This is a genomic window from Variovorax sp. Varisp36 (genome assembly GCF_047304235.1).
Lineage (GTDB): Bacteria > Pseudomonadota > Gammaproteobacteria > Burkholderiales > Burkholderiaceae_C > Variovorax.
In genome coordinates this window covers 140,260-161,786 of sequence record NZ_JBGLYU010000003.1, presented here as the reverse complement: position 1 = coordinate 161,786, position 21,527 = coordinate 140,260, and the positions used below count along the sequence as shown (strand labels likewise).

Below are 21,527 nucleotides of genomic sequence, written 5' to 3'. Positions count from 1 at the left end.
CGATCGCTTCTTTCAAGCCGCCCGTTTCTGCGAAGCCGCCGCAAAGCGCCCGATGGAGAAGCTCTCGATCGGCGTCGACGTGCGGCCGGTGGCGATCAGCTCGGCCATGGTCTCGCCCACGCCGGGGCTGATCGCGAAGCCCTCGCCGCAGAAGCCGAAGGCGTAGTGCAGGCCGGGCACGCGGGCGCTGGGTCCCATCACCGGCTGCCAGTCGGCGATGTAGCCCTCGATGCCGCTCCACACGCGGATCAGCTGCACGTGTTCGAACGCCGGCACCACGCGGCGCAGTTCGCGCATCTGGCGCAGCACGTTGTCGGGCTTGACGTAGGCGCGGATACGGTCGGCGTGCGCCGGCCCCTTGAAGCCGCCGCCGAAGACGATGTTGCCGCGCGAGATCTGGCGGAAATACAGCCCCTCCTGCTCGATCGGCGAGGAGACGCCGATCGACGGACCTACCGCATAGGGCAGCGGCTCGGTCACGCCCATCTGCGGTCCGCGCGCCTCCATCGGCACGGGCTCGCCGAACTGCTCGGCCATGCGGTTCGACCAGGCGCCGCAGGCCACGAGCAGCTGCGGCGCGCGAAAGCGCCGGCCGTCCGCGGTGTGCGCCGCGAAGCCCCCGCCGTCACGCTCGACCTTCATCACCTCGGCATGCTCGACGATGTTCGCGCCCGCGTGCCGCGCCGCCCGCGCGAAGGCCGGTCCGGCCAGGCGCGGGTTGGCATGGCCGTCGTTCGGCGACAGCGAACCGCTCACCACCTCGGGCGCGAAGATGCCCCAGCGCTTGCGCAGCTGCGCGGCACTGAAGAGCTCCAGGTCGAGGCCCAGCGGCTTCACGTCTCTCGCGTGCTGCTCGAGCACCACGGCCTGCTGCTCGGTGTAGCAAACGCGCAGGTGGCCGTAGGGCACGAACTCCAGGTCTTCGCCGAGCAGTTCGTTCACGCGGCCCCAGACGGCGCGCGCGCGGTTGGCCAGCGGCATCTGCGCCAGCACGCGGCCCTGGCGGCGCACGTTGCCGAAGTTGGTGCCGCTGGCCTGCCGCCCCACCAGTTCGCGCTCGAGCAGCGTGACCGACAGGCCGTGCTGGCGGCGCAGGAAGAAGGCAGCGGTGGTGCCCATCAGGCCACCGCCGAGCACCAGCACGTCGGTGTTCGTGGTTTCGCTCATGGACTGACCTCGCGCGTATTCATCATCAATGGCTTGACCGGCGCCTGCGAACGCAGGCGACCCACCAGTTGCACCGGCACGCCGCTGGCCTGCGCCACGATCTCGGCCGACGCATGGCCGCAGAAACGGCCCTGGCAGCGCCCCATGCCGACGCGGCTGAAGGCCTTGGCGCGATTGACTTCGTGGCTGTCCATCTCGTTGACACAGCGGCGCAGTTCGCCCGCCGTCACGGCTTCGCAGCGGCACACGACCGCCTCGTCGGGCAGTGCCGCGGCCTGCGCATGCGGCCACGGAAAGGCGCGCGCGAGACCTTCGCGGAAGCGGTTCATCTGCGCCAGCGTGCGGCGCAGCGCGGCGGACTCCGTGTCGTAGAGCGCGCGGCCCGGCGCGTGGCCGAGGTCGGCCAGCGCCGCGAGCGCGGCCAGCCGGCCGGCGGCCTCGGCGCCGTCGGCACCGAGGATGCGGACGCCGTCACCAGCCAGGTACACGCCGCGCGTACTGCTGCGGCCGTCGGCATCGATGTGCGGCAGCCACTGCCGGCTCACGGGCTCGAAGTCGAACTCGCAGCGCGCCAGATCGGCCAGCTGCGTCTCTGCGCGCAGGTGCCAGCCGAGGCCGACGGCATCGCACGCGAAGCGCTGCTCGCGCCCCCGGGCATCGCGCACGGCAACGGCCTGCACGCCGAGGCTGTCGTCGCCATCGATGGCGAGCGGCACCACGCCTTGCAGCACCGGCACGCCCGCGCCGCGCAGCCCGCGGATCAGCGCGAGCCCGCGCAGCGCCAGCCGCGGCCGCGCGAGCAGCCCGCGCACGGCACTCCAGGACTTGGCGGCCGGCGCGGTGTCGAGCACCGCCGCCACCTGAGCGCCGGCCTGCACATACTGCGACGCCACGAGATACAGCAGCGGGCCGCTGCCCATGAAGACCACGCGCGAACCGATGGCGCAGGCCTGCGCCTTCAGCGCGATCTGCGAGGCGCCCAGGCTGTAGCAGCCGGCGCGGTGCCAGCCCGCCACGGGCATCAGGCGGTCGGTCGCGCCGCTGCAGACCAGCAAGGCATCGAACGGCAGCACCTGCGGCTCGCCGGCATGCACGACGTGCAGCGCGCCCTCGCTCACGTTCCAGGCCAGCGTCTCGCCGCGGTAGTCGATGTGGGCGCGCAGCGCGTCGAAGTCGTGGTGCAGCGCCTGTGCCTTCTCGGCTTCGGTGCCGTAGAGCTTGGCGTAGGGCCGCTTGAAGCCTTCGGGCTGGCGGCGGTAGATCTGTCCGCCGTCGCGCCGGCCTTCGTCCACCACCACGGGCCGAACACCGGCGCGCACCAGCGCCTGAGCGGCGCGCACGCCCGCAGGGCCGGTGCCGACCACGACGATGCGCGGCGAAGGCGAAGTTGGCGGCATCGCGCTCACCGCACGGCCGCCGCGGCGCCGCGCGCCAGCAGCTGCTGCAGGTCGGGCGTGGCGGGCCAATGGGCCGCGGGCGGTCGCGTGAGCACCGACATCCCCGCCTCGACGGGCGTCGAGCAGGCGCGCAGCCGCTCGCCCGCCGGCGTCCACACCCAGCAATCCTGGCAGGCGCCCATCAGGCAGAAGCCGGCGCGAGGTCCGTCGCCGAACTCGCTGTCGCGCACGCGCCGTCCGTTGCTCAGCAGCGCCACCAGCAGGGTGTCGCCGGCCAGCGCGGTGCGGGCCTCGCCGTCGATGTGCAGCGTCAACGCGGGCCGGTCGGTCTCCGCGAGCCGCACGAAGCGGTTGGGCAAAGCAGAGGGAAGATGGGTTTCGGGCATGGATGGATGAAGGCGCCGGTCAGCGCTCGTGGGGGAAAAGCCGTTCGATCGGACAGTGCGTCTTGATGAACGGCGACTTGATGACGATGTAGCTGAAGTACTTCGCGATGCCGATGTTGCGTTCGAGCAGCCCCTCGATCACTTCCTGGTAGTGATTCACGCCGCGCGTGAGGAAGCGCAGCAGGTAGTCGTAGCCGCCGCTGACGAGGTGGCATTCGAGCACCTCGTCGACCTCGCGGATCGCGGCCTCGAAGCGCACGAAGTCCTCGCGGTGGTGGTCCGACAGCGTGACCTCGGTGAACACGGTCAGCGTGTCGCCGAGCTTTTCGAGCCGCAGGTGCGCACCGTAGCCCGCGATGTAGCCAGCCTGCTCCAGCCGCTTCACGCGGATCAGGCAGGGACTGGGCGACAACCCGACCGCATCGGCCAGGTCGACGTTGGTCATGCGCCCGTTCTTCTGCAGCTGGGCCAGGATGCGCAGGTCGAGTCGGTCGATCTTGAAAGCTTCTGACATCGCGGTGCCTGGAGAGAAGGAAAGTCTGATTCTGCGTCGCCGCCCGGTCTTGCGGAGCTTTTGTGCGCCGGTTTGTTCAGGCCGCCAGTGCGGCGCGCACGTCGGGCGCGTCGAGCACTTCGTCGAGCGTCTTCCTCAGCCGCGCGAACAGGTGCGCGAACTCATCCTCGGTGAACGTGAGCGCGGGCGCGAAGCCGAGGACGTGGTCGCCGAAGGCGCGGAACACCAGGCCATTGCGGTAGGCGGCGGCGAAGATGCGCTCCGGCAGTCCGAGCGATGCGTCGAAACCGCGCTTGCTCGCCTTGTCGCTCACCAGTTCCAGCGCGCCCAGCAGGCCGCGGTGGCGGGCGTCGCCCACCAGCGGATGCGCACGCAGCGCGTCGAGCCCGGCCGCAAAGTGCGCCGCACCACGCTGGCCGTTGGCGAGCACGCCACCCTCTTCGTAGAGCCGCAGCACCTCGAGCGCGACCGCGGCGCTGACCGGGTGCGCCGAATAGGTCGCGCCGTGCCCGACCAGGGCGCCTTCGGGCACGCCATCGGCGATGCCGGCATAGACCTTCTCCGACATCATCGTGGCGCCCATCGGCACGTAGCCGGCGGTCAGGCCCTTGGCCATGGTCATGAGGTCGGGCTCCACGCCTTCGGCCTCGCACGCGAACATCGGGCCGGTGCGGCCGAAGCCGGTGATGACCTCGTCCACCACGAAGAGGATGTCGAGCTCGCGCGCCGCCTCGCGCATGGCCTTGAGCCAGCCCTTGGGCGGCACGATGACACCGCCCGAGCCCTGGATCGGCTCGCAGAAGAATGCGGCCACGTTGTCCGCGCCCAGCTCGGCCACCTTGGCGCGCAGGGCCGCGACCGATGCGGCGATCAATGACTGCGCGTCGACCCCGTCCGGCTGGCGGTACGGATTCGGCGAAGGAATGTAGTGCTGCGTGGGCAGCGGCAGGTCGAAGCCGCGGTGGAAGGCCGGCAGCGCGGTCAGGCCCGCGCCGGTGGACGACGAGCCGTGGTAGCCGCGCTCCAGCGCGATGAAGTGCTTCTTCGACGGCCGGCCGGTCGCGTTGTAGTACTGCACGATGAAGCGCACGGCGGCATCGACCGCCTCGGAACCGCCCAGCGTGAGGTACACACGGGTCAGCGATGCCGGCGTGATCTGCACCAGCTTTTCGGCAAGGCGGATGGCCGGCTCGCTGCTGAAGTGGAAGTAGCCGGTCGCGTAGGGCAGCCGGCGCATCTGCTCGGCCGCGGCCTGCACCACGCTCTCCTGCCCGTAGCCCACGTTCACGCACCACAGGCCGGCGAAGGCGTCGAGCAGTTCGTGGCCGTTGCTGTCGGTCAGCCAGGCGCCGCGGCCCGAGGCCAGCACGGTGGGGCCGCGCTGCTCATGCACGCGCCAGGGCGAGACGGGGTGGATCAGGTGCGCACGATCGATCGCGTCGAGCGCGGCTTGGTGAGGCAATGCGGAGGGATGCGTCATGGGCTGTGTCCGGAGGAAGCTGGTGGCGAAGGAGGCTTTCGATGCCCTCAGCTTAGGATGCGCGACCCTCGGCTTGGTGCTGCTTTGAGGCCTCTGCACGAAGCACGCTGCCGTTGTGCGTGCCGCGACAGCAGATCGTGCGGCGTGCCTCCGGCAACTCGCGCTCAGTACCCCTTCTGGCGATCGACCAGCCCGATCATGGGCTCGCCCGCGGCGAAGCGCTGCACGTTGTCGAGCACCGCTTCGGCGGCACTGAGCGGCTGCGTCATGCTCGCGATGTGCGGCGTGAGCTGCACATGCGGATGGCGCCAGAAGGCATGCGCCGGCGGCAGCGGTTCGGGGTCGGTCACGTCGAGCACGGCTTCGCCGACCTGGCCGCTGGCGAGCGCGGCCAGCAGGTCGGTGTCGACGAGTTGCGGGCCACGACCCACATGCACCAGGCCGGCACCGGCAGGCAGCATCGAGAACAGCCGCGCGTCGAGGAAGCCGCGCGTCGAATCGGTCAGCGGCAGCAGGCACACGAGGATGTCGGTGCGCGCAAGAAAGGCCGGCAGCTCGTCGGCACCGGCATGGCATTGCACGCCGTCGACCGTGTGCCGCGAGCGGCTCCATCCCGCGCAATCAAAACCCATGCCGACGAGTTGCGCCAGCACGGCCTGCCCGAGCGAGCCGAGCCCGAGCACGCCGACGCGCCGTTCACCCGCGGGCCGCACCGGCAGCGGCTTCCACTGCCCTTCCTGCTGCTGGCGCCTGTATTGCGGCATGTCGCGATGCAGGCCGAGCACCGCATGCGTCACGTACTCGACCATGCCGCCCACGATGCCGGGCTCCACCATGCGCACCACGGGCAGCGCGGGCGGCAGCGCGGCGAAGTCGAACTGGTCGACGCCCGCGCCCGAGGAGAACAGCACTTCGAGATTCGGAAAGCGCTCGGCCAGATCGTCCGGCGGCTCCCAGGCGGCAAGAAAGCGTACCTGCGCGGGATCGCCGATGTCGGGCCAGATGCGGAAGTCGATGTCGGGGGCGCGGCGGCGGAACACTTCGGCCCACAGGCGGCCTCGCACGGGGTCGGATTTGTAGAGGAAGGTGGTGGTCATGGGTTTTGTTTGTGGGTGCGTTTTCGGGCGCTGTATTCGGGGTGCGTGCACAGGCCGCCGGGTACTCCCCTCCGCGAATGTCCCCCGTCGGCGTGATCGCCCCACCAAAGAGCAAGTCTTCACCCAACAGCCTGAGTAACAACAGCAAAGAGCGAAGGCCCGCCAGCCGGCGTAACCAGCGGCACACCACGCACCATCGTCGTAGGCGCATCAACGCGCAGCAGCCCGATGCTCTCCAGGCACTCGGCCAGCCCGCTGTCGAAGTCGATGTCGATGCGCGTGAAGTGCCCGGCGTTGACGCTGGCGAGATGGGCGATCAGCGCCTTCGCGCCGTCGAGGTCGGGCGCAACCACAGGCCCGATGACATGCCCGCGCCCGAAGCGGCGCAGCATCGCGAAGCCGCGCGCTTCGTTGTCGTGGTCGAGCACCACGCAGGCATCGGCGTTGGCCAGCAGGTCGGCGATCAGCGCATCGCGCGGCATGCCGCGCGCCGCAGCGTCGAGCGCCTGCAGGGTGGCCGCCTCGTTCAGGCCGGCGGGCCGCAGGCGCCAGCCCGGCTGCAGCGCAACCAGCGGCGCCGGCTGCGCGATGCCCTGGTGCTGCCTCAGTTCACCCGTTCGCACGAAGCCCAGCCGCTCGTACAGGCCGCGCCCTTCGGCGGTGGCATGCAGCAGCACCGTATGTTCCTCCAGGCCTTCGAGCATCGCGCTCATCAGCCTGTGCCCGATGCGCCGGCCCTGGCAGGCCGGCGTCACGATCACGAGGCCGATGCTGGCATGGCGCTCGCCCCAGTGCCAGCGCTGTGCGGTGGCGACGATCTCGCCGTCGCGCTCGGCCACGATGCCCTCGGCATGCGCGAACACCTGCGCCCAGTCGGCCAGCCGGTGCGGCCAGCGCAACTGGGCCGACAGCGCATGCGTGGAGGGCAAGTCGGCGGACGTCATCGGTCGGAGCACCACGCCGTCGTCGGGTGCATTCGGGGTCTGATCGGGCATTGAAGGGTCTCTGTAGCGAAGGGGATGTCCCTTGCATCTTGGACGACATCAGCGCCCGATGCCAGACCGAAATCGCCTGCCGGCGCAACTCGCAAGCTTCGCCTGCCAAGGGCCCGGGGTTTGCAATTCGCTGCCGCCACGGGTTCGCTTACGCACACAAATGCCGCGCCGACCTGCCTAGCATCGTCCGTCCATTCTCCGGCGCCATCGTGGCCTCCTTCCATTCTTCCCATGCAAGTCGTCGCCCGCTCAAGATCCGCGTGCCTCCGGGGCAGTTCATCGGCGGACGCTTCGTCCCCGATGCCGGCCTGCGCTTCAAAAGCGTGCCGATCGACTTCGCCGCGACGCACCGAGGTGCATGGCCGCACGCGCCAGGGGCAGACCGCACGGCATGCCGCCGCACCCCCTCCAAACCGCAGCTTTCATGCGCCGGATGCCGTATTTCCCAATACCTGCGGCATGGCTGCGTGCTGCAATCACTTCGTCATGAGCTTGTCGCATTTGTCGTCCAAGGAACTTGAAACCATGAGCCCCCGCCCCAGGCAAATCGCCCTCGATCGCCGCGGCATGCCGGCTCGCTCCTGCGTGGGCCGGATGCCATGAAGCTCGACTCCTACTGGACCGATTCGGCCCCCGCGTTTCTGGCCGCGCCGCAGGAGCTGCCGGCGCAGGTCGATGTCGCGATCGTCGGCGGCGGCTTCACCGGCCTTTCGGCCGCACTGGCAATGGCCAGGCGCGGCGCCCGGGTCGCGGTGCTGGAAGCCGGCCCGCGCGTGGCGGCCGAAGCCTCGGGGCGCAACGGTGGGCATGTCAACAACGGCCTCGCGGTCGACTACGCCGATGTGGCGGCCAAGGTCGGCGTCGAGCGGGCGCGCGGCTGGTACAACGCCTACGACGACGCGGTCGACACCGTGGCGCGGCTGGTGCGCGACGAGGCCATCGACTGCGACTTCATGCGCCACGGCAAGCTCAAGCTCGCCACGCGCGCCAACCAGATGGCCGCGCTCGAACGCAGCGTGCAACGCCTGATCGACGACGGTGTGGACAACGACGTCGAGATCCTCGACGCACCGCGCGTGCGCGCCGAGGTGCAGAGCGAGCGCTTCCACGGCGGCCTGCTCTACAAGCGCAGCGCCCAGATGCACATGGGCCGCTTCGCGCACGGGCTGGCGGTGGCCGCGCAGCGCAACGGCGCCGCGATCCACACGGGCACGGAAGTGCGCCGCATCGAACGCCTGGGCCAGGGCCATGCCCACCGGCTGCACACCGCGCGCGGCGTGGTCACGGCGCAGCAGGTGCTGCTGGCCACGGGCGCGACGCGCCATGGCGGCTACGGCAGCTTCGGCTGGCTGCGCCGGCGCATCGTGCCGATCGGCAGCTTCATCGTGGTCACCGAACCGCTCGGCGCGGAGCGCGCGCAGGCGCTGCTCGCGGCCCGGCGCACCTACACGACCATCGCGAACATCCACCACTACTTCAGGCTCACGGCCGACCACCGGCTGGTGTTCGGCGGGCGCGCGCGCTTCGCGATTTCCAGCCCGCAGTCGGATGCCGCGAGCGGCGACATCCTGCGCGCGGGGCTGGCCGAGACCTTCCCGCAGCTCGGCGCGGTGCGGCTCGACTATTGCTGGGGCGGACTGGTCGACATGACGCAGGACCGCCTGCCGCATGCCGGCGAGCGCAACGGCCTCTATTACGCGATGGGCTACAGCGGACACGGCACGCAGATGTCGGTCCACATGGGCGAACGCATGGCCGCCGTGATGAACGGCGACGCGTCCGCCAACCCCTGGCGGGGCCGCGACTGGCCCGCCATTCCCGGCCACTTCGGCCCGCCGTGGTTCCTGCCGGCGGTGGGCTTTTATTACCGGCTCAAGGACAGGCTGGCCTGAGGGTCCGCAGTCCCGCAACACGCGTTCGTTTTTTTCCAACCCACGGCCCCAGGAGCACTTCATCATGAGCGACAGCAGCAACAAGAGTTTCGACAGACTCGTCGGCCCCGGCGAAAGCCTGCGCATGATGGAGTCGCTCAAGCGCGGCGCCACGCGGCGCGACATCCTTTCGATGCTGATGGCCGGCGGCATGCAGGCCACGCTGGCCGGCGGCATCGCGGGCGCGGCGATGTCCGCCCATGCGCAGACGCCCAGGAAGGGCGGCCGCCTCCGGGTGGCCGGCGCCACCGCCGCGGCGACCGACACGCTCGATCCGGCCAAGCAGTCGAACCAGACCGACTACTCGCGCTGCAACATGGTCTACAACGGCCTCACCTCGCTCGACGGCAGCCTCGCGCCGCAGCCCGCGCTGGCCGAATCGTTCACCACCAAGGACGCGAAGACCTGGGTGTTCACGCTGCGCAAGGGCGTGAACTTCCACGACGGCAAGGCGCTCGCGCCCGCCGACGTCGTGTTCTCGGTCATGCGCCACAAGGACCCCGCCACCGCCTCCAAGGCCAAGGTGCTCGCCGACCAGATCGAGAGCGTCAAGGCCAGCGGCCCGAACGAGGTGACGATGGTGCTCAGCGCGCCGAACGCCGACCTGCCGGTGATCCTGGGCACCTTCCACTTCCAGATCGTCAAGGAGGGCACCACCGACTTCAACGCAGGCATCGGCACCGGCCCGTACAAGCTCAAGGAATTCAAGCCCGGCGTGCGTTCGCTGATGGTGCGCAACGACGCCTACTGGAAACCCGGCAAGCCCTACCTCGACGAGATCGAGTTCGTGGGCATCGGCGACGAGAGCGCGCGCGTCAACGCGCTGCTGTCCGGCGGCATGGACCTCGTGGGCTCGGTCAATCCGCGCTCGGTGGAGCGCGTGAAGGGCACGCCCGGGTTCGGCATCTTCCTCACCCAGTCGGGCCAGTACTCCGACCTCATCATGCGCAAGGACACGGGCCCCGGCGCCAACCCCGACTTCGTGCTCGCGATGAAGTACATGTTCGACCGTGCGCAGATGAAGAAGACCATCGCGCTCGACTACGCCGTGCTCGGCAACGATCAGCCGATCGATCCGACCAACCGCTTCTACTTCGCGGGCCTGCCGCAGCGCCCGTTCGACCTCGACAAGGCCAAGTTCCATCTGCAGAAGTCCGGCGTCACCGGCAAGGTGCCGATGGTGGCTTCGCCGGCGGCACTCTACTCGGTGGAGATGGCGCTGATGCTGCAGCAGACCGCGCAGCGCGCGGGCCTGGAGATCGACATCAAGCGCATGCCGGCCGACGGCTACTGGTCGAACCACTGGCTCAACAGCCCGGTGGGCTTCGGCAACGTCAACCCGCGCCCGAGCGCCGACGTGCTGCTGACGCAGTTCTTCCAGTCGGGTGCGGCCTGGAACGAGTCGCGCTGGAAGAACGAGAAGTTCGACCAGCTGCTGCTGGCCTCGCGCGCCGAGACCGACCTGGCCAAGCGCAAGCAGATGTACGCCGACATGCAGACCATGATCCACCAGGACGCCGGCATCGGCATCCCGCTGTTCCTTGCGAGCATCGACGGCCATAGCTCCAAGCTCAAGGGGCTGTCGCCGATTCCGCTGGGCGGGCTGATGGGCTACAACTTCGCCGAGAACGTGTGGCTGGAAGCCTGATCCGCGCGCCGGAACATTCTTCATGAACCATGTGATCCTCAAGCTCCTCGTCCAGCGCATCGCGCTGGCGCTGCTGTCGCTCCTGGCGGTGTCGGTGATCGTGTTCTCGATCACCGCCGTGCTGCCGGGCGATGCAGCCCAGGAGCAGCTCGGCCAGGAAGCCACGCCCGAGGCGCTGGCCGCGCTGCGCACGCAGATGGGGCTGGACGTGCCGGCGCCGCGGCGCTATGCGCAATGGCTGCTCGGCATGGCCAGGGGCGACCTCGGCCGCTCGGCCACCACGCAGATGCCGGTGTCGGAGCTGGTGGCAAGCCGCCTTCCCAATTCGCTGCTGCTCGCGGCCGTGACGGCCCTGTTCTCGGTTCCGATCGCGCTGGCGCTGGGCATCGCCTCGGCCGTGTGGCGCGGCTCCTGGTTCGACCGCGCAGCTTCCACGTCGGCGGTGGCGGTGGTGTCGGTGCCGGAGTTCCTGGTCGCGACGCTCGCGGTGCTGGTGTTCGCGGTCAAGCTGCGCTGGCTGCCGGCGCTCTCTTTCGTCAACGAGATCGAGTCGGTCGGACAGTTGCTGCGCGCCTTCGCGATGCCGGTGCTGGTGCTGTGCTGCGTGATCGTCGCGCAGATGATGCGCATGACGCGCGCCGCGGTGATCGACCAGCTCGAGGCGCCCTACATCGAGATGGTGCGGCTCAAGGGCGCCTCGCCGATGCGCATGGTGCTGGCGCATGCGCTGCCCAACGCGGTCGGACCGATCGCGAATGCGGTGGCGCTGAGCCTGTCGTACCTGCTGGGCGGCGTGATCATCGTCGAGACGATCTTCAACTATCCCGGCATCGCCAAGCTGATGGTCGACGGCGTCTCGCAGCGCGACATGCCGCTGGTGCAGACCTGCGCCATGATCTTCTGCGCCGGCTACCTGATCCTCGTGACGGCGGCCGACATCTGCGGCATCGTCGCCAACCCCCGACTGCGCCACCGCTGAGGCGAGCCCCATGGAAACATCCACCTCCTCATCGGCCCTGGGCGCCACGGCCACCGCCGTCGCAGCGCCGAGCGAGCAACGCGGGCGGCATCCGCTGCGCTGGCTTCGCGGCTTCGGCGTCTCCGGCCTGCTGGGCCTCGCGGTGCTGCTGTTCTGGCTGCTCGCGGCCGCGCTCGGGCCCTGGCTGCTGTCGCACTCCTCGGGCACCATGGGCGGCAACAGCGTCTTCGCGCCCATGAGCGCGGCGCACTGGCTGGGCACCGACTACCTCGGGCGCGACATGCTGGCGCTGATCGTCGAAGGCGCACGCTATACGGTCGGCGTCGCGCTGCTCGCCACGCTGCTGGCCAGCGGCACCGGCACCACGCTGGCGCTGCTGGCCGCGGCCAGCGGACGCTGGACCGACACGCTGCTCAGCCGCTGCCTCGACACGCTGACCGCGATACCGAGCAAGATGTTCGCGCTCATCATGGTGGCAGGCTTCGGCTCCTCGGTGCCGATGCTGGTCGTGACGGCGGCCATCATCTACGTGCCGGGCGCCTATCGCATCGCACGCTCGCTGGCCGTCAACATCAACGCGCTCGACTACGTGACCGTGGCGCGCACGCGCGGCGAGGGCACGCTCTACATCATGCTGCGCGAGATCCTGCCCAACATCCTCGGGCCGATGCTGGCCGACCTCGGCCTGCGCTTCGTCTACACCGTGCTGCTGCTGGCGAGCCTGAGCTTCCTCGGCCTCGGCATCCAGCCGCCGGCAGCCGACTGGGGCTCGCTGGTGCGGGAGAACATCGGCGCACTGGCCATGGGCGGCGCCTCGGTGATCGTGCCGGCGCTGGCCATCGCGAGCCTGACCATCTCGGTCAACCTCGTCATCGACAACCTGCCGGGCCGCGCCGCCCGCGAACGAGGAGCAAGATGAAGCTCACCCCCAGGCTTGCCCACTTCGTGTGGCCTCCCTCCCCCTCTCCGGGGGCAACACCAGCGGCCCGGCAAAGCCGGTTCCGCGGTGTTCCCGGCGCAAACGGGAGCCACTGACATGGGCGCAACACTGATCGTCAACGACTTGAGCATCACGGCCGGCGCGAGCACGCTGGTCGACAACCTGAGCTTCTCCGTGCAGCCCGGCGAGGTGCTGGCGCTGATCGGCGAATCGGGCTCCGGCAAGACCACCACGGCGCTCGCGCTGATGGGCTTCGCGCGCCAGGGCTGCCGCATCTCGGCAGGCAGCGTGCGCATCGGCGGCACCGACGTGCTGGCGCTCGATGCACCCCGGCAGCGCGCGCTGAGCGGACGCACGGTCACCTACATCGCGCAGAGCGCGGCGGCCTCCTTCAATCCCTCGCGCACGATCATGGACCAGGTGGTCGAGCCGTGCCGCATCCATGGCCTGTGCACGCGCGCCGAGGCCGAGGCGAAGGCGATCCAGCTGTTCCGCGAGCTCGCGCTGCCCGAGCCGGAGACCATCGGCACGCGCTACCCGCACCAAGTGTCGGGCGGCCAGCTGCAACGGCTGATGGCGGCCATGGCGCTGATCGCCGACCCCGATCTCGTGATCCTCGACGAGCCGACCACCGCGCTCGACGTGACGACGCAGATCGAGGTGCTGCGCGCCTTCCGCCGTGCGGTGCGCGAGCGCCGCGCGACCGCGGTGTACGTGAGCCACGACCTCGCGGTGGTGGCACAGATGGCCGACCACATCCTGGTGCTGCGCAACGGCCGGATGCAGGAGGTGAATGCCACCGAGCAGATTCTCGCGACGCCGGCCCATGAGTACACGAAGTGCCTGCTGGCCGCCGCCCGCCCGGCGCCGCGCGAATCCGGCGCGACCCCGGGCGGCGCCGAGCTGCTGCTCGAGGTGCGCGAGCTTTCCGCCGGCTATGGCCCTGTCGACGCACAGGGACGGCCGGCCAAGATGATCCTCGAGAACATCGATCTCAAGCTCCACCGGGGCCAGGCCATCGGCGTGATCGGCGAGTCGGGCTCGGGCAAGACCACGCTGGCGCGCGCCGTCGCCGGCCTGCTCAAGCCGTGCCACGGCAGCGTGCTGTTCAACGGCCGCGCACTCAAGCCAACGCTGGCACAGCGCGAGCGGGAAGAGCTGCGCCAGATCCAGATCGTGTTCCAGATGGCCGACACGGCGCTGAACCCGTCGCAGACCATCGAGCGCATCCTGGCGCGGCCGCTGCAGTTCTACAAGGGCCTGCGCGGCGAGCCGCTGCAGCGGCGCATCCGCGAGCTGCTCGACCTGGTGCAGCTGCCGCAGACCGTGGCCGGGCGCCTGCCGGGCGGCCTCTCGGGCGGGCAGAAGCAGCGCGTGAACCTGGCGCGCGCGCTGGCGGCCGACCCGGACCTGATCCTGTGCGACGAAGTCACGTCGGCGCTGGACACCGTGGTCGGCGCGGCGGTGCTCGACCTGATCGCGCAGCTGCGGCGAGAGCTCGGCGTGTCCTATCTCTTCATCAGCCACGACCTGCACACGGTGCGCGCGGTGTGCGACGAGATCGTTGTCATGCAGCACGGCCGCAAGCTCGCGCAGGTGGCGCGCGCCGACTATGACCGCGGCCCGCACCACCCCTACTACGAGCTGCTGGCGCGCTCGGTACCCGAGCTGCGCCGCGGCTGGCTCGACGAGATGGACCGCGCGGCCGTCCACGCTTCATGAGAAAGACCGATATGACACCCACCTTCCGCATCGCGCTGATCGCCGGAGACGGCATCGGCAAGGAAGTGATGCCCGAGGGCCTGCGCGTGGTGCAGGCCGCCGCGGAACGCTTCGGCTTCGAGCTCGACTGCCGCACCGTCGACTGGGCCAGCTGCGACTACTACGCGCAGCACGGCCAGATGATGCCGGACGACTGGAAGGAGCAGCTCAAGGGCGTCGACGCGCTGTACTTCGGCGCCGTCGGCTGGCCCGCCACCGTGCCCGACCACGTGTCGCTCTGGGGTTCGCTGCTGAAGTTCCGCCGCGAGTTCGACCAGTACATCAACCTGCGCCCGGTGCGCCTGTTCGAGGGCGTGCCCTGCCCGCTCGCCGGCCGCAAGCCCGGCGACATCGACTACCTCGTGGTGCGCGAGAACACCGAGGGCGAATACACCTCGCTCGGCGGCGTGATGTACGAGGGCACCGAGCGCGAGATCGTGATCCAGGAATCGGTCTTCTCGCGCCATGGCGCCGACCGCGTGCTGCGCTACGCCTACGAGACCGCGCGGGCACGAAAGCGCAAGCACCTGACGGTGGCCACCAAGAGCAACGGCATCGCGATCAGCATGCCGTGGTGGGATTCGCGCGCCGACGCCGTCGGGCTCGACTACCCCGAGGTGACGGTCGACAAGCAGCACATCGACATTCTGTCGGCGCGCTTCGTGCTGCAGCCCACGCGCTTCGACGTGGTGGTGGCGAGCAACCTGTTCGGCGACATCCTGTCCGACCTCGGGCCCGCGACCACCGGCACCATCGGCCTCGCGCCATCGGCCAACCTCAACCCGGAGCGCAAGTTCCCGTCGCTGTTCGAGCCGGTGCATGGCTCGGCGCCCGACATCCATGGCCAGAACATCGCCAACCCCATCGCGATGATCTGGTCCGGCGCGCTGATGCTGGACTTCCTCACGCAGGGCCAGGGCGCGGGCCGCGCCGCGCACGACGCGATCCTGGGCGCGATCGAGGCGGTGCTGCGCGAGGGGCCGCGCACGCCCGACCTCGGCGGCTCGGCCAGCACCACCGAGGTGGGCATCGCGATCGCCGAGCGCGTAACCGCATCCTGAATGAAGAGAAAGACCCTCCGACCATGACACTCGAACCCGAATACAGGAACCTGATGCCCGGACGCCAGCTCATCGGCGGCGAATGGCGCGAAGCGAGCGATTCGCGCCGCCTCGACGTCAGCGATCCCGCCACCGACGCCGTATTCGCGAGCGTGCCCGACGGCACGGCCGCCGATGCGCGCACCGCCGTCGATGCCGCGCACGCCGCCTTTCCCGCATGGCGCGCGGTGCCGGCCAAGCAGCGCGCGCAGATCCTCAAGCGCTGGAACGACCTCGTGATCGCGCACCAGGAAGACCTGGGCCGCCTCATCTCGCGCGAGCAGGGCAAGCCGCTGGCCGAGGGCCGCGGCGAAGTCGCCTATGCGGCCAGCTACATCGAATGGTTCGCCGAGGAGGCCACGCGTGCCAACGGCGACATCATCCCGGCGCCCGTGCCGGGCCGGCGCATGTTCGCGCTGAAGGAACCCGTGGGCGTGATCGCGGCGATCACGCCATGGAACTTTCCGGCGGCCATGATCGCGCGCAAGATCGCACCGGCCCTCGCGGCGGGCTGCACGGTGGTGTGCAAGCCGGCGGAAGACACACCGCTGACCTCGCTCGCGCTGGTGGCGCTGGCCGAAGAAGCCGGCGTGCCGCCGGGCGTGCTCAACATCGTGACGGCCTCGCGCGAGCGCACGCCCGAGGTGGTCGATGCCTGGCTCGACGATGCGCGCGTGCGCAAGGTCACGTTCACCGGCTCGACGCCGGTCGGCAAGCACCTCGCAAGGCGTTCGGCCGATACGCTCAAGAAGCTGTCGCTGGAGCTCGGCGGCAATGCGCCCTTCATCGTGTTCGACGACGCCGACGTCGATGCCGCCGTGGAGGGCCTGATGGCCGCCAAGTTCCGCAACGGCGGCCAGACCTGCGTGAGCCCGAACCGGGTGTTCGTGCAGGCCCGCGTGCACGACGCGTTCGTCGACAAGCTGGCTGCGCGGGTCGGCGCGCTCGAGGTCGGCCCCGCCACCGAACCCGGCTCGCAGATCGGCCCGATGATCAACGCGCGCGCCGTGGAGAAGATCGAGCGGCACGTGCGCGACGCCGTGGCCAGGGGCGCGCGCATCGTGGTCGGCGGCGAGCGGCTGCGCTCCGCGCGCTGCGACGGCCCCAACTACTACGCGCCCACCGTGCTGGTGAACGCCGACGCGACGATGGCCTGCAGCTGCGAGGAAACCTTCGGGCCCGTGGTGCCGGTCACGCGCTTCGAGAGCGAGGCCGAGGTGATCGCCGCCGCCAACGAGACGCCCTTCGGACTCGCGGCGTACTTCTACTCGCGCGACGTGCGGCGCATCTGGCGCGTGGCCGACGCGCTGGAGTCGGGCATCGTCGGCATCAACGAAGGCGCGCTGGCGGCCGAGGCCGCGCCCTTCGGCGGTGTGAAGGAATCGGGCTACGGCCGCGAAGGCTCGGTGCATGGCCTGGACGACTACATGCACACCAAGTACGTCTGCCAGGGCCAGCTGGCGGGGCCGGTCTAGAAGAAGCCCGCTACGCGGCAGCCAGCGCCGCCACCTCCGCGCTGCCCAGCGCGCCGCCGTAGATCCGGAAGTCGTCGATGCGGCCCTTCCGGGACGGGTCGCTGGAATATTGCGAGCGGTCCAGCCAGTTCTGCGTGGTGGCGCCCAGGTCGATGGGCGCAAAGCCCATCTGCCGAAGTCGAAGACCCGCGGCCAGGTCGCCAGGCTGTCGATGTACAGCCAGGCGCTGATGCTGAAGTCGGCGAGGCCTCCGGCGAAGCCAGGAATGTCAGCGAGCCGGGATGCGGTGCCAGCACCGCCTTCGCGGTGGCGCCGCTATTCCTTCATTTATTCGCGCAGATTCGAACCCGCACGCGAAGCTGCCGACTCATACACACCGGCCTTCACCGAAGCTCCTGCCGCGGCGCCCGCCTCGAGCGAACACCATGCGGCCGAAGGCTTGCCCGCCTCGAGCGAGCACCACGCAGCTGAAGGCTTGCCCGCCTCGAGCGAGCACCACGCAGCTGAAGGTTTGCCTGCCTCGAGGGAACACCACGCCGCTGAAGGTTTGCCCGCCTCGAGCGAACACCACGCCGCTGAAGGTTTGCCCGCCTCGAGCGAACACCACGCCGCTGAAGGCTTGCCCGCCTCGAGCGAGCACCACGCGGCCGAAGGCTTGCCTGCCTCGAGCGAGCACCATGCGGCTGAAGGCTTGCCCGCTTCGAGCGAGCACCATGCGGCTGAATCCTTGCCCGGCTCGCGATGGGGCATCGGCTCGCCGAACTCCTCGGCAGACAAGCGCTGCATTTCCAGGAAGGCCTCCTGCAGCGCCTTGGCGTCATCCTCGCCGCGCAGGCCAAGGTACGGGAAGTGGTGCAGGAAATGGCCGAAGGTGGCTTCGCAATCGGCTGCGTACTTTCTCGTGTCGAGGATGTGCATGTGCCAGAAGCGGTCGACGTCCTGCTCGGGAGCAAGCGTCAGGTCGGGGTGCTTGGCGTGCAGTATCAGGTAGCGTTTGTAGGCCACCTCCATCTGGTCCGCGTAGCCGGCCGACCAGCCGTAGCCGTCCTCTTTGCGGCTGGCCTTGAACTTGATCAGCGTGAGGTCGAGGGCCTGGATGGCGGCAATCGTCTGCTCGAGCGTCTTGCCTTGGGTGGAATCGATCATGAATGCTCCTGTGAAGTTGCGAGTAGGTCCGAGCAACGTGCCCGGTGACGATTGCCCGAAGGTCCGGCCGTCAGGCCGCTACCGACGGAGCAAACTGGTTGCGCAGGTGACGCGCCATGAAATTGCGTGCCTCGTCGGCGGGCACGGGCTTGCACAGCCAATAGCCCTGGACCTCGTCGCATCCGCGGATGCGCAGGTAGTCGAGTTGTGCTTCGGTTTCCACGCCCTCGGCCACCACCTTCATTCGCAGCCCGTGGGCCAGGGTGATGATGCCGTCGATGAGCGCCCGTGCATCGGCGTCCTGCGAGAGATCGTTGATGAAGGAACGGTCGATCTTGACGGTCGACAGCGGGAAAAGCTTCAAATAGGAGAGCGAGGAATAGCCCGTTCCGAAATCGTCGATGGCGAGGCCGACGCCCATGTCTCGAATCGTCCGGAGCAAATTGGCCGCATATTCGGGGTTCTCCATCACCGCACCTTCGGTAATTTCCAGCTCGAGCAGCGCCGGCTCCAGGCCCGAGGCTTCCAGGATGCCCCGTATGTCGGCGACGAGTGTCTGGCTTTCGAACTGGCGCGGCGACAGGTTGACGCTCATCAACACGTCCGGCAGACCGTAATTCCGCCACGCGCGCGCATCGGCGCAGGCCCTCTCCAGCGCCCACCGGCCCATGGACACGATCAAGCCGATCTCTTCGGCGATCGGAATGAACTGCACGGGCGGAATCATGCCCAGAACCGGATGGTGCCAGCGCATCAGCGCCTCGACACCGACGATGCGCCGGGTCTGCAGATTCATCTTCGGCTGATAGTGCATCTCCAGTTCGCCTCGTTCCACGGCATGGCGCAGTGCGCTCTCCAGGATCAGCCGCTCGGTACTCTGTGCATTCATCTTCGCCGCGTAGAACCGGAAGGTGTTGCGGCCTCTTTCCTTGGCCCGGTACATCGCGGTGTCGGCGTTCTTCAGCAACGCTTCGGCGTCGCCGCCGTTGTCCGGGTAGATGCTCACGCCGACGCTGGCGCTGACGTGCAGTTCGCGCCCCTCGATGACGAAAGGCTCGGCGCAGCAGGCCAGCACCTTTTCGGCGAGTACCGCGGCATCGTTCGCGCTGGACAGGTTCTCCAGGAGCAGCACGAACTCGTCGCCGCCGAAACGCGCCACCACGTCGTCCTCGCGCAGCAGCGCCGTGAGGCGCTCGCCGCAGGTCTTGATCATCTCGTCGCCCACGCCATGGCCGAGCGTGTCGTTGATGTGCTTGAAGCGATCCAGGTCGACGAACATCACCGCGAACTGCTTCTGATGGCGGTTGCTGCGCTTGATGGCGCGATCAAGCTCGTGTTGCAGCGCGGCGCGGTTGAACAACCCGGTGAGTTCGTCGTGGCTGGCCATGAAACGAAGATTTCGCTCGGCCAGCTTGCGTTGCTCGTACTGGGCAATCTGCAGGGCGATCACACGCAGCGACTCCAGCGTCTCGGCGTCGTCCACGTACGGATTGCGGGCAAAAAGCTCCAGCGCGGTGGTCACACCGGTGGTGACCATCGGCACAACGAGGCCGCCAGCCAGTCCGGCCTGCCCCGCCATCGCATCGCGCACAAAGTCGCCCGGGGCTGCCCGCGTGTCGATTTGCACGACGCCGCCGGTCCCCCAGGCGCGGCCCATCGAGCCTTCGCCAGGCCGGTATTCGAGCGAACGGCTGTCGCTGACGAATTGCCGCACGGCCGGGCCGCTGTCGGCATGCCAGGCGGCGGCGCAGCGAACCAGGCCGTCGTCGCCGACGCTCCACAACATGCCGCAGTCCCAGCGCAGCTCGGTGCATACTGCCTCCAGCGCCTGCGTGATCACCGTCTCTGCCGCGCCATCGCCGGCAAGCAGCCGGGCGATCTCGTACTCGAGCTTCTGGCGCAACGCATCCTTGCGGCGCCGCGTGGCATCGCGCACGGTACCGCGCACCAGCGTCTTTCCGTCTTCCTCGGCCGACTGCGCGATGACATGAAGCCAGCGTTCGGTGCCATCGGGCAGGCACAGGCGGTGCTCGAATTCGCTGCGTTCCATGGACCGGGAGGCCTGCGCGATCTGTTGTTCGACCTCGGAGCGTTCCGAGTCCGGAACTCGCGAGAGCAGCGCCGGCAGGTCTGGCAGCAAGGGGTCGGCCTCGAAACCGAGGATGCGCCGGGCTTCCTCGGAGCATTGCAGGGCTCCGGTTTCGGGATCGAGGATCCAGCTGCCCAGGCTCGCCAGGTGCTGGGCATCCTCCAACTGTCGTTCGCTGGTGCGCAGGTGGCTGGTCATCTCGGTCGCCAGGACCTGGGCCCGGCTGCGTGAAGTGGTCAGCGAAAAGACGATGCCGGCAATCAGCATGCTGGTGGCCAGGCCGCCGAGGACGATGAACCAGGGGATGGCCTTGTCGAGCGGACCGAAGACCTGGCGCTCGTCCTGGCCGACCTCGACCAGCCAGGAGTGGCCGCCCAACTCGAAGCCGAGCACACGCTCGAGGCTGCGCGCCGGTGCGACGGCCGACTTCGCCAAGGCCGCGCTGTCGAACAGCAGTTGCCGCTCGCCGAAGGGGGTCGGCTTCACGAACCTGGTCTCGACGCGCGTGCCGACCGCCCCCTGGCCCGGGCCGGCATCGATCAGGCGCAGCCGGAGCGTCCTCGCGGCATCGTCGCCCACCATGTCGCGCAGCATGCCTGCGATGCTGAAGCCCGCGCCGACCGAACCCATATAGGCGCTGCGCCGCTGCTCGAGCGTATCGAGCGGCTGCCCCGTGCGATAGACCGGCAGCCGCATCGCCAATCCGATGTCGGACTCGCGACCCGGGATGCGCACCTTGCGCCCGGAGGAGACGAGCCCGCCGGTGTCACGCCCCTGCTCGAGCGCATCCCCCCTGTCGGGCATCGCGCCCAGGTCGTTGCCGAGCAGCTTCTCGTTGCCGGCCTGCGGTTCGATGTAGATCAGCGGGTAGTAGGTGTCACGCTCGCCGGGCGGCTTGATGGCGAAGCGGGAGGCAACGCTGGCGTCGAGACTGGCATCGCCACGGACCTGTGCCTCGAAGAACTGCTTGTCGCCCGCCGCAACGCGGGGCGCATAGGTGACGGCCTGGAAACCGGGGTACGCGGTCGCAAGGTTCAGCCCCGCGACGTAGTCCCTGAAATCGCTTCGCGTCACGGCCTCGGAGGTGTTGAATCGCGCACGCAGGCCGATGAGGACGGCAATGTAGTCGTCGAAGCGAGCCTCGACCTTGCGTGCCAGATCGAACGCGGTTGCGTCGAAGCGCGCCTGGGCGCTGCGCCCGATCTCCTGGCGCGCCGAAATGCTGAGGGCGATCGATAGCGCCGCGCCGAGGATGAAAATTACCAGCGGCAGGCGAATCCTGGCCCAGACGGACAAAGACATGGGTTTGATCCTGTCGCTTGTACGAGCCGGGTAGCTCCGTGGACAACAGTGTGGCACGGCAGAGAACGCAACGGTTGCATTTTGGAACAAAATACGGGGAATGTAAGGGCGTTACAAATG

General features: G+C 69.1%; 18 protein-coding genes. 8 read left to right on the top strand and 10 right to left on the bottom strand.

Annotated features, from left to right (window positions below):
• Positions 1–12: 12 nt before the first annotated feature.
• The 7 genes from ACCD11_RS03515 to ACCD11_RS03485 all read right to left on the bottom strand — a co-directional run bounded on the left by ACCD11_RS03515 (position 13) and on the right by ACCD11_RS03485 (position 7,036).
• Positions 13–1,167, bottom strand: coding sequence for an NAD(P)/FAD-dependent oxidoreductase (locus ACCD11_RS03515; protein ID WP_413312404.1), 1,155 nt, complete (start codon positions 1,165–1,167; stop codon positions 13–15).
• Positions 1,164–2,564 (bottom strand): FAD-dependent oxidoreductase, encoded by a 1,401-nt coding sequence (locus ACCD11_RS03510; protein WP_413312402.1) that lies wholly within the window; start codon positions 2,562–2,564, stop codon positions 1,164–1,166. The genes ACCD11_RS03515 and ACCD11_RS03510 overlap by 4 nt, the downstream gene beginning before the upstream one ends.
• A gap of 5 nt (positions 2,565–2,569) precedes the next feature.
• Positions 2,570–2,950, bottom strand: a complete 381-nt coding sequence (locus ACCD11_RS03505; protein ID WP_413312400.1) for a (2Fe-2S)-binding protein — start codon at positions 2,948–2,950, stop codon at positions 2,570–2,572.
• Positions 2,951–2,969: 19 nt separating this feature from the next.
• Positions 2,970–3,464: an Lrp/AsnC family transcriptional regulator gene (locus ACCD11_RS03500; protein ID WP_007828485.1), complete on the bottom strand. Its 495-nt coding sequence runs from the start codon at positions 3,462–3,464 to the stop codon at positions 2,970–2,972.
• A 76-nt stretch (positions 3,465–3,540) separates the two neighbouring features.
• Positions 3,541–4,944 carry an aspartate aminotransferase family protein gene (locus ACCD11_RS03495; protein ID WP_413312398.1) on the bottom strand — a complete coding sequence of 468 codons (1,404 nt, stop codon included), beginning with the start codon at positions 4,942–4,944 and terminating at the stop codon, positions 3,541–3,543.
• 164 nt (positions 4,945–5,108) lie between these two features.
• The gene (locus ACCD11_RS03490) at positions 5,109–6,041 is read right to left on the bottom strand and encodes a 2-hydroxyacid dehydrogenase (RefSeq protein WP_413312397.1); all 933 of its coding nucleotides are present in this window, start codon (positions 6,039–6,041) and stop codon (positions 5,109–5,111) included.
• A gap of 119 nt (positions 6,042–6,160) precedes the next feature.
• Positions 6,161–7,036 (bottom strand): GNAT family N-acetyltransferase, encoded by an 876-nt coding sequence (locus ACCD11_RS03485; protein WP_007828491.1) that lies wholly within the window; start codon positions 7,034–7,036, stop codon positions 6,161–6,163.
• 38 nt (positions 7,037–7,074) lie between these two features.
• On the opposite strand from ACCD11_RS03485, the gene ACCD11_RS03480 reads away from it, so the two are divergent.
• The 8 genes from ACCD11_RS03480 to ACCD11_RS03445 all read left to right on the top strand — a co-directional run bounded on the left by ACCD11_RS03480 (position 7,075) and on the right by ACCD11_RS03445 (position 16,870).
• On the top strand, positions 7,075–7,557 hold the full coding sequence (locus tag ACCD11_RS03480) for a hypothetical protein (protein WP_413312395.1): 483 nt from the start codon (positions 7,075–7,077) through the stop codon (positions 7,555–7,557).
• Positions 7,558–7,635: 78 nt separating this feature from the next.
• On the top strand, positions 7,636–8,928 hold the full coding sequence (locus ACCD11_RS03475) for an NAD(P)/FAD-dependent oxidoreductase (protein ID WP_413312393.1): 1,293 nt from the start codon (positions 7,636–7,638) through the stop codon (positions 8,926–8,928).
• 64 nt (positions 8,929–8,992) lie between these two features.
• Positions 8,993–10,615 (top strand): ABC transporter substrate-binding protein, encoded by a 1,623-nt coding sequence (locus tag ACCD11_RS03470; protein WP_007828495.1) that lies wholly within the window; start codon positions 8,993–8,995, stop codon positions 10,613–10,615.
• A 22-nt stretch (positions 10,616–10,637) separates the two neighbouring features.
• Positions 10,638–11,594 (top strand): ABC transporter permease, encoded by a 957-nt coding sequence (locus tag ACCD11_RS03465; RefSeq protein WP_413312392.1) that lies wholly within the window; start codon positions 10,638–10,640, stop codon positions 11,592–11,594.
• A gap of 10 nt (positions 11,595–11,604) precedes the next feature.
• Positions 11,605–12,513, top strand: coding sequence for an ABC transporter permease (locus ACCD11_RS03460; RefSeq protein ID WP_413312390.1), 909 nt, complete (start codon positions 11,605–11,607; stop codon positions 12,511–12,513).
• A 117-nt stretch (positions 12,514–12,630) separates the two neighbouring features.
• On the top strand, positions 12,631–14,256 hold the full coding sequence (locus tag ACCD11_RS03455; protein WP_413312389.1) for an ABC transporter ATP-binding protein: 1,626 nt from the start codon (positions 12,631–12,633) through the stop codon (positions 14,254–14,256).
• An 11-nt stretch (positions 14,257–14,267) separates the two neighbouring features.
• Positions 14,268–15,356: a tartrate dehydrogenase gene (locus ACCD11_RS03450; protein WP_413312387.1), complete on the top strand. Its 1,089-nt coding sequence runs from the start codon at positions 14,268–14,270 to the stop codon at positions 15,354–15,356.
• Positions 15,357–15,379: 23 nt separating this feature from the next.
• Positions 15,380–16,870 (top strand): NAD-dependent succinate-semialdehyde dehydrogenase, encoded by a 1,491-nt coding sequence (locus ACCD11_RS03445; RefSeq protein WP_413312386.1) that lies wholly within the window; start codon positions 15,380–15,382, stop codon positions 16,868–16,870.
• 10 nt (positions 16,871–16,880) lie between these two features.
• On the opposite strand, the gene ACCD11_RS03440 is transcribed toward ACCD11_RS03445, so the two are convergent.
• The 3 genes from ACCD11_RS03440 to ACCD11_RS03430 form a co-directional block, all read right to left on the bottom strand.
• Positions 16,881–17,039: a hypothetical protein gene (locus ACCD11_RS03440; protein ID WP_413312384.1), complete on the bottom strand. Its 159-nt coding sequence runs from the start codon at positions 17,037–17,039 to the stop codon at positions 16,881–16,883.
• Between the two features lie 158 nt (positions 17,040–17,197).
• On the bottom strand, positions 17,198–18,016 hold the full coding sequence (locus tag ACCD11_RS03435) for a glycine-rich domain-containing protein (protein WP_413312383.1): 819 nt from the start codon (positions 18,014–18,016) through the stop codon (positions 17,198–17,200).
• Positions 18,017–18,086: 70 nt separating this feature from the next.
• Positions 18,087–21,497, bottom strand: coding sequence for an EAL domain-containing protein (locus ACCD11_RS03430; RefSeq protein WP_413312381.1), 3,411 nt, complete (start codon positions 21,495–21,497; stop codon positions 18,087–18,089).
• Positions 21,498–21,527 lie beyond the last annotated feature (30 nt).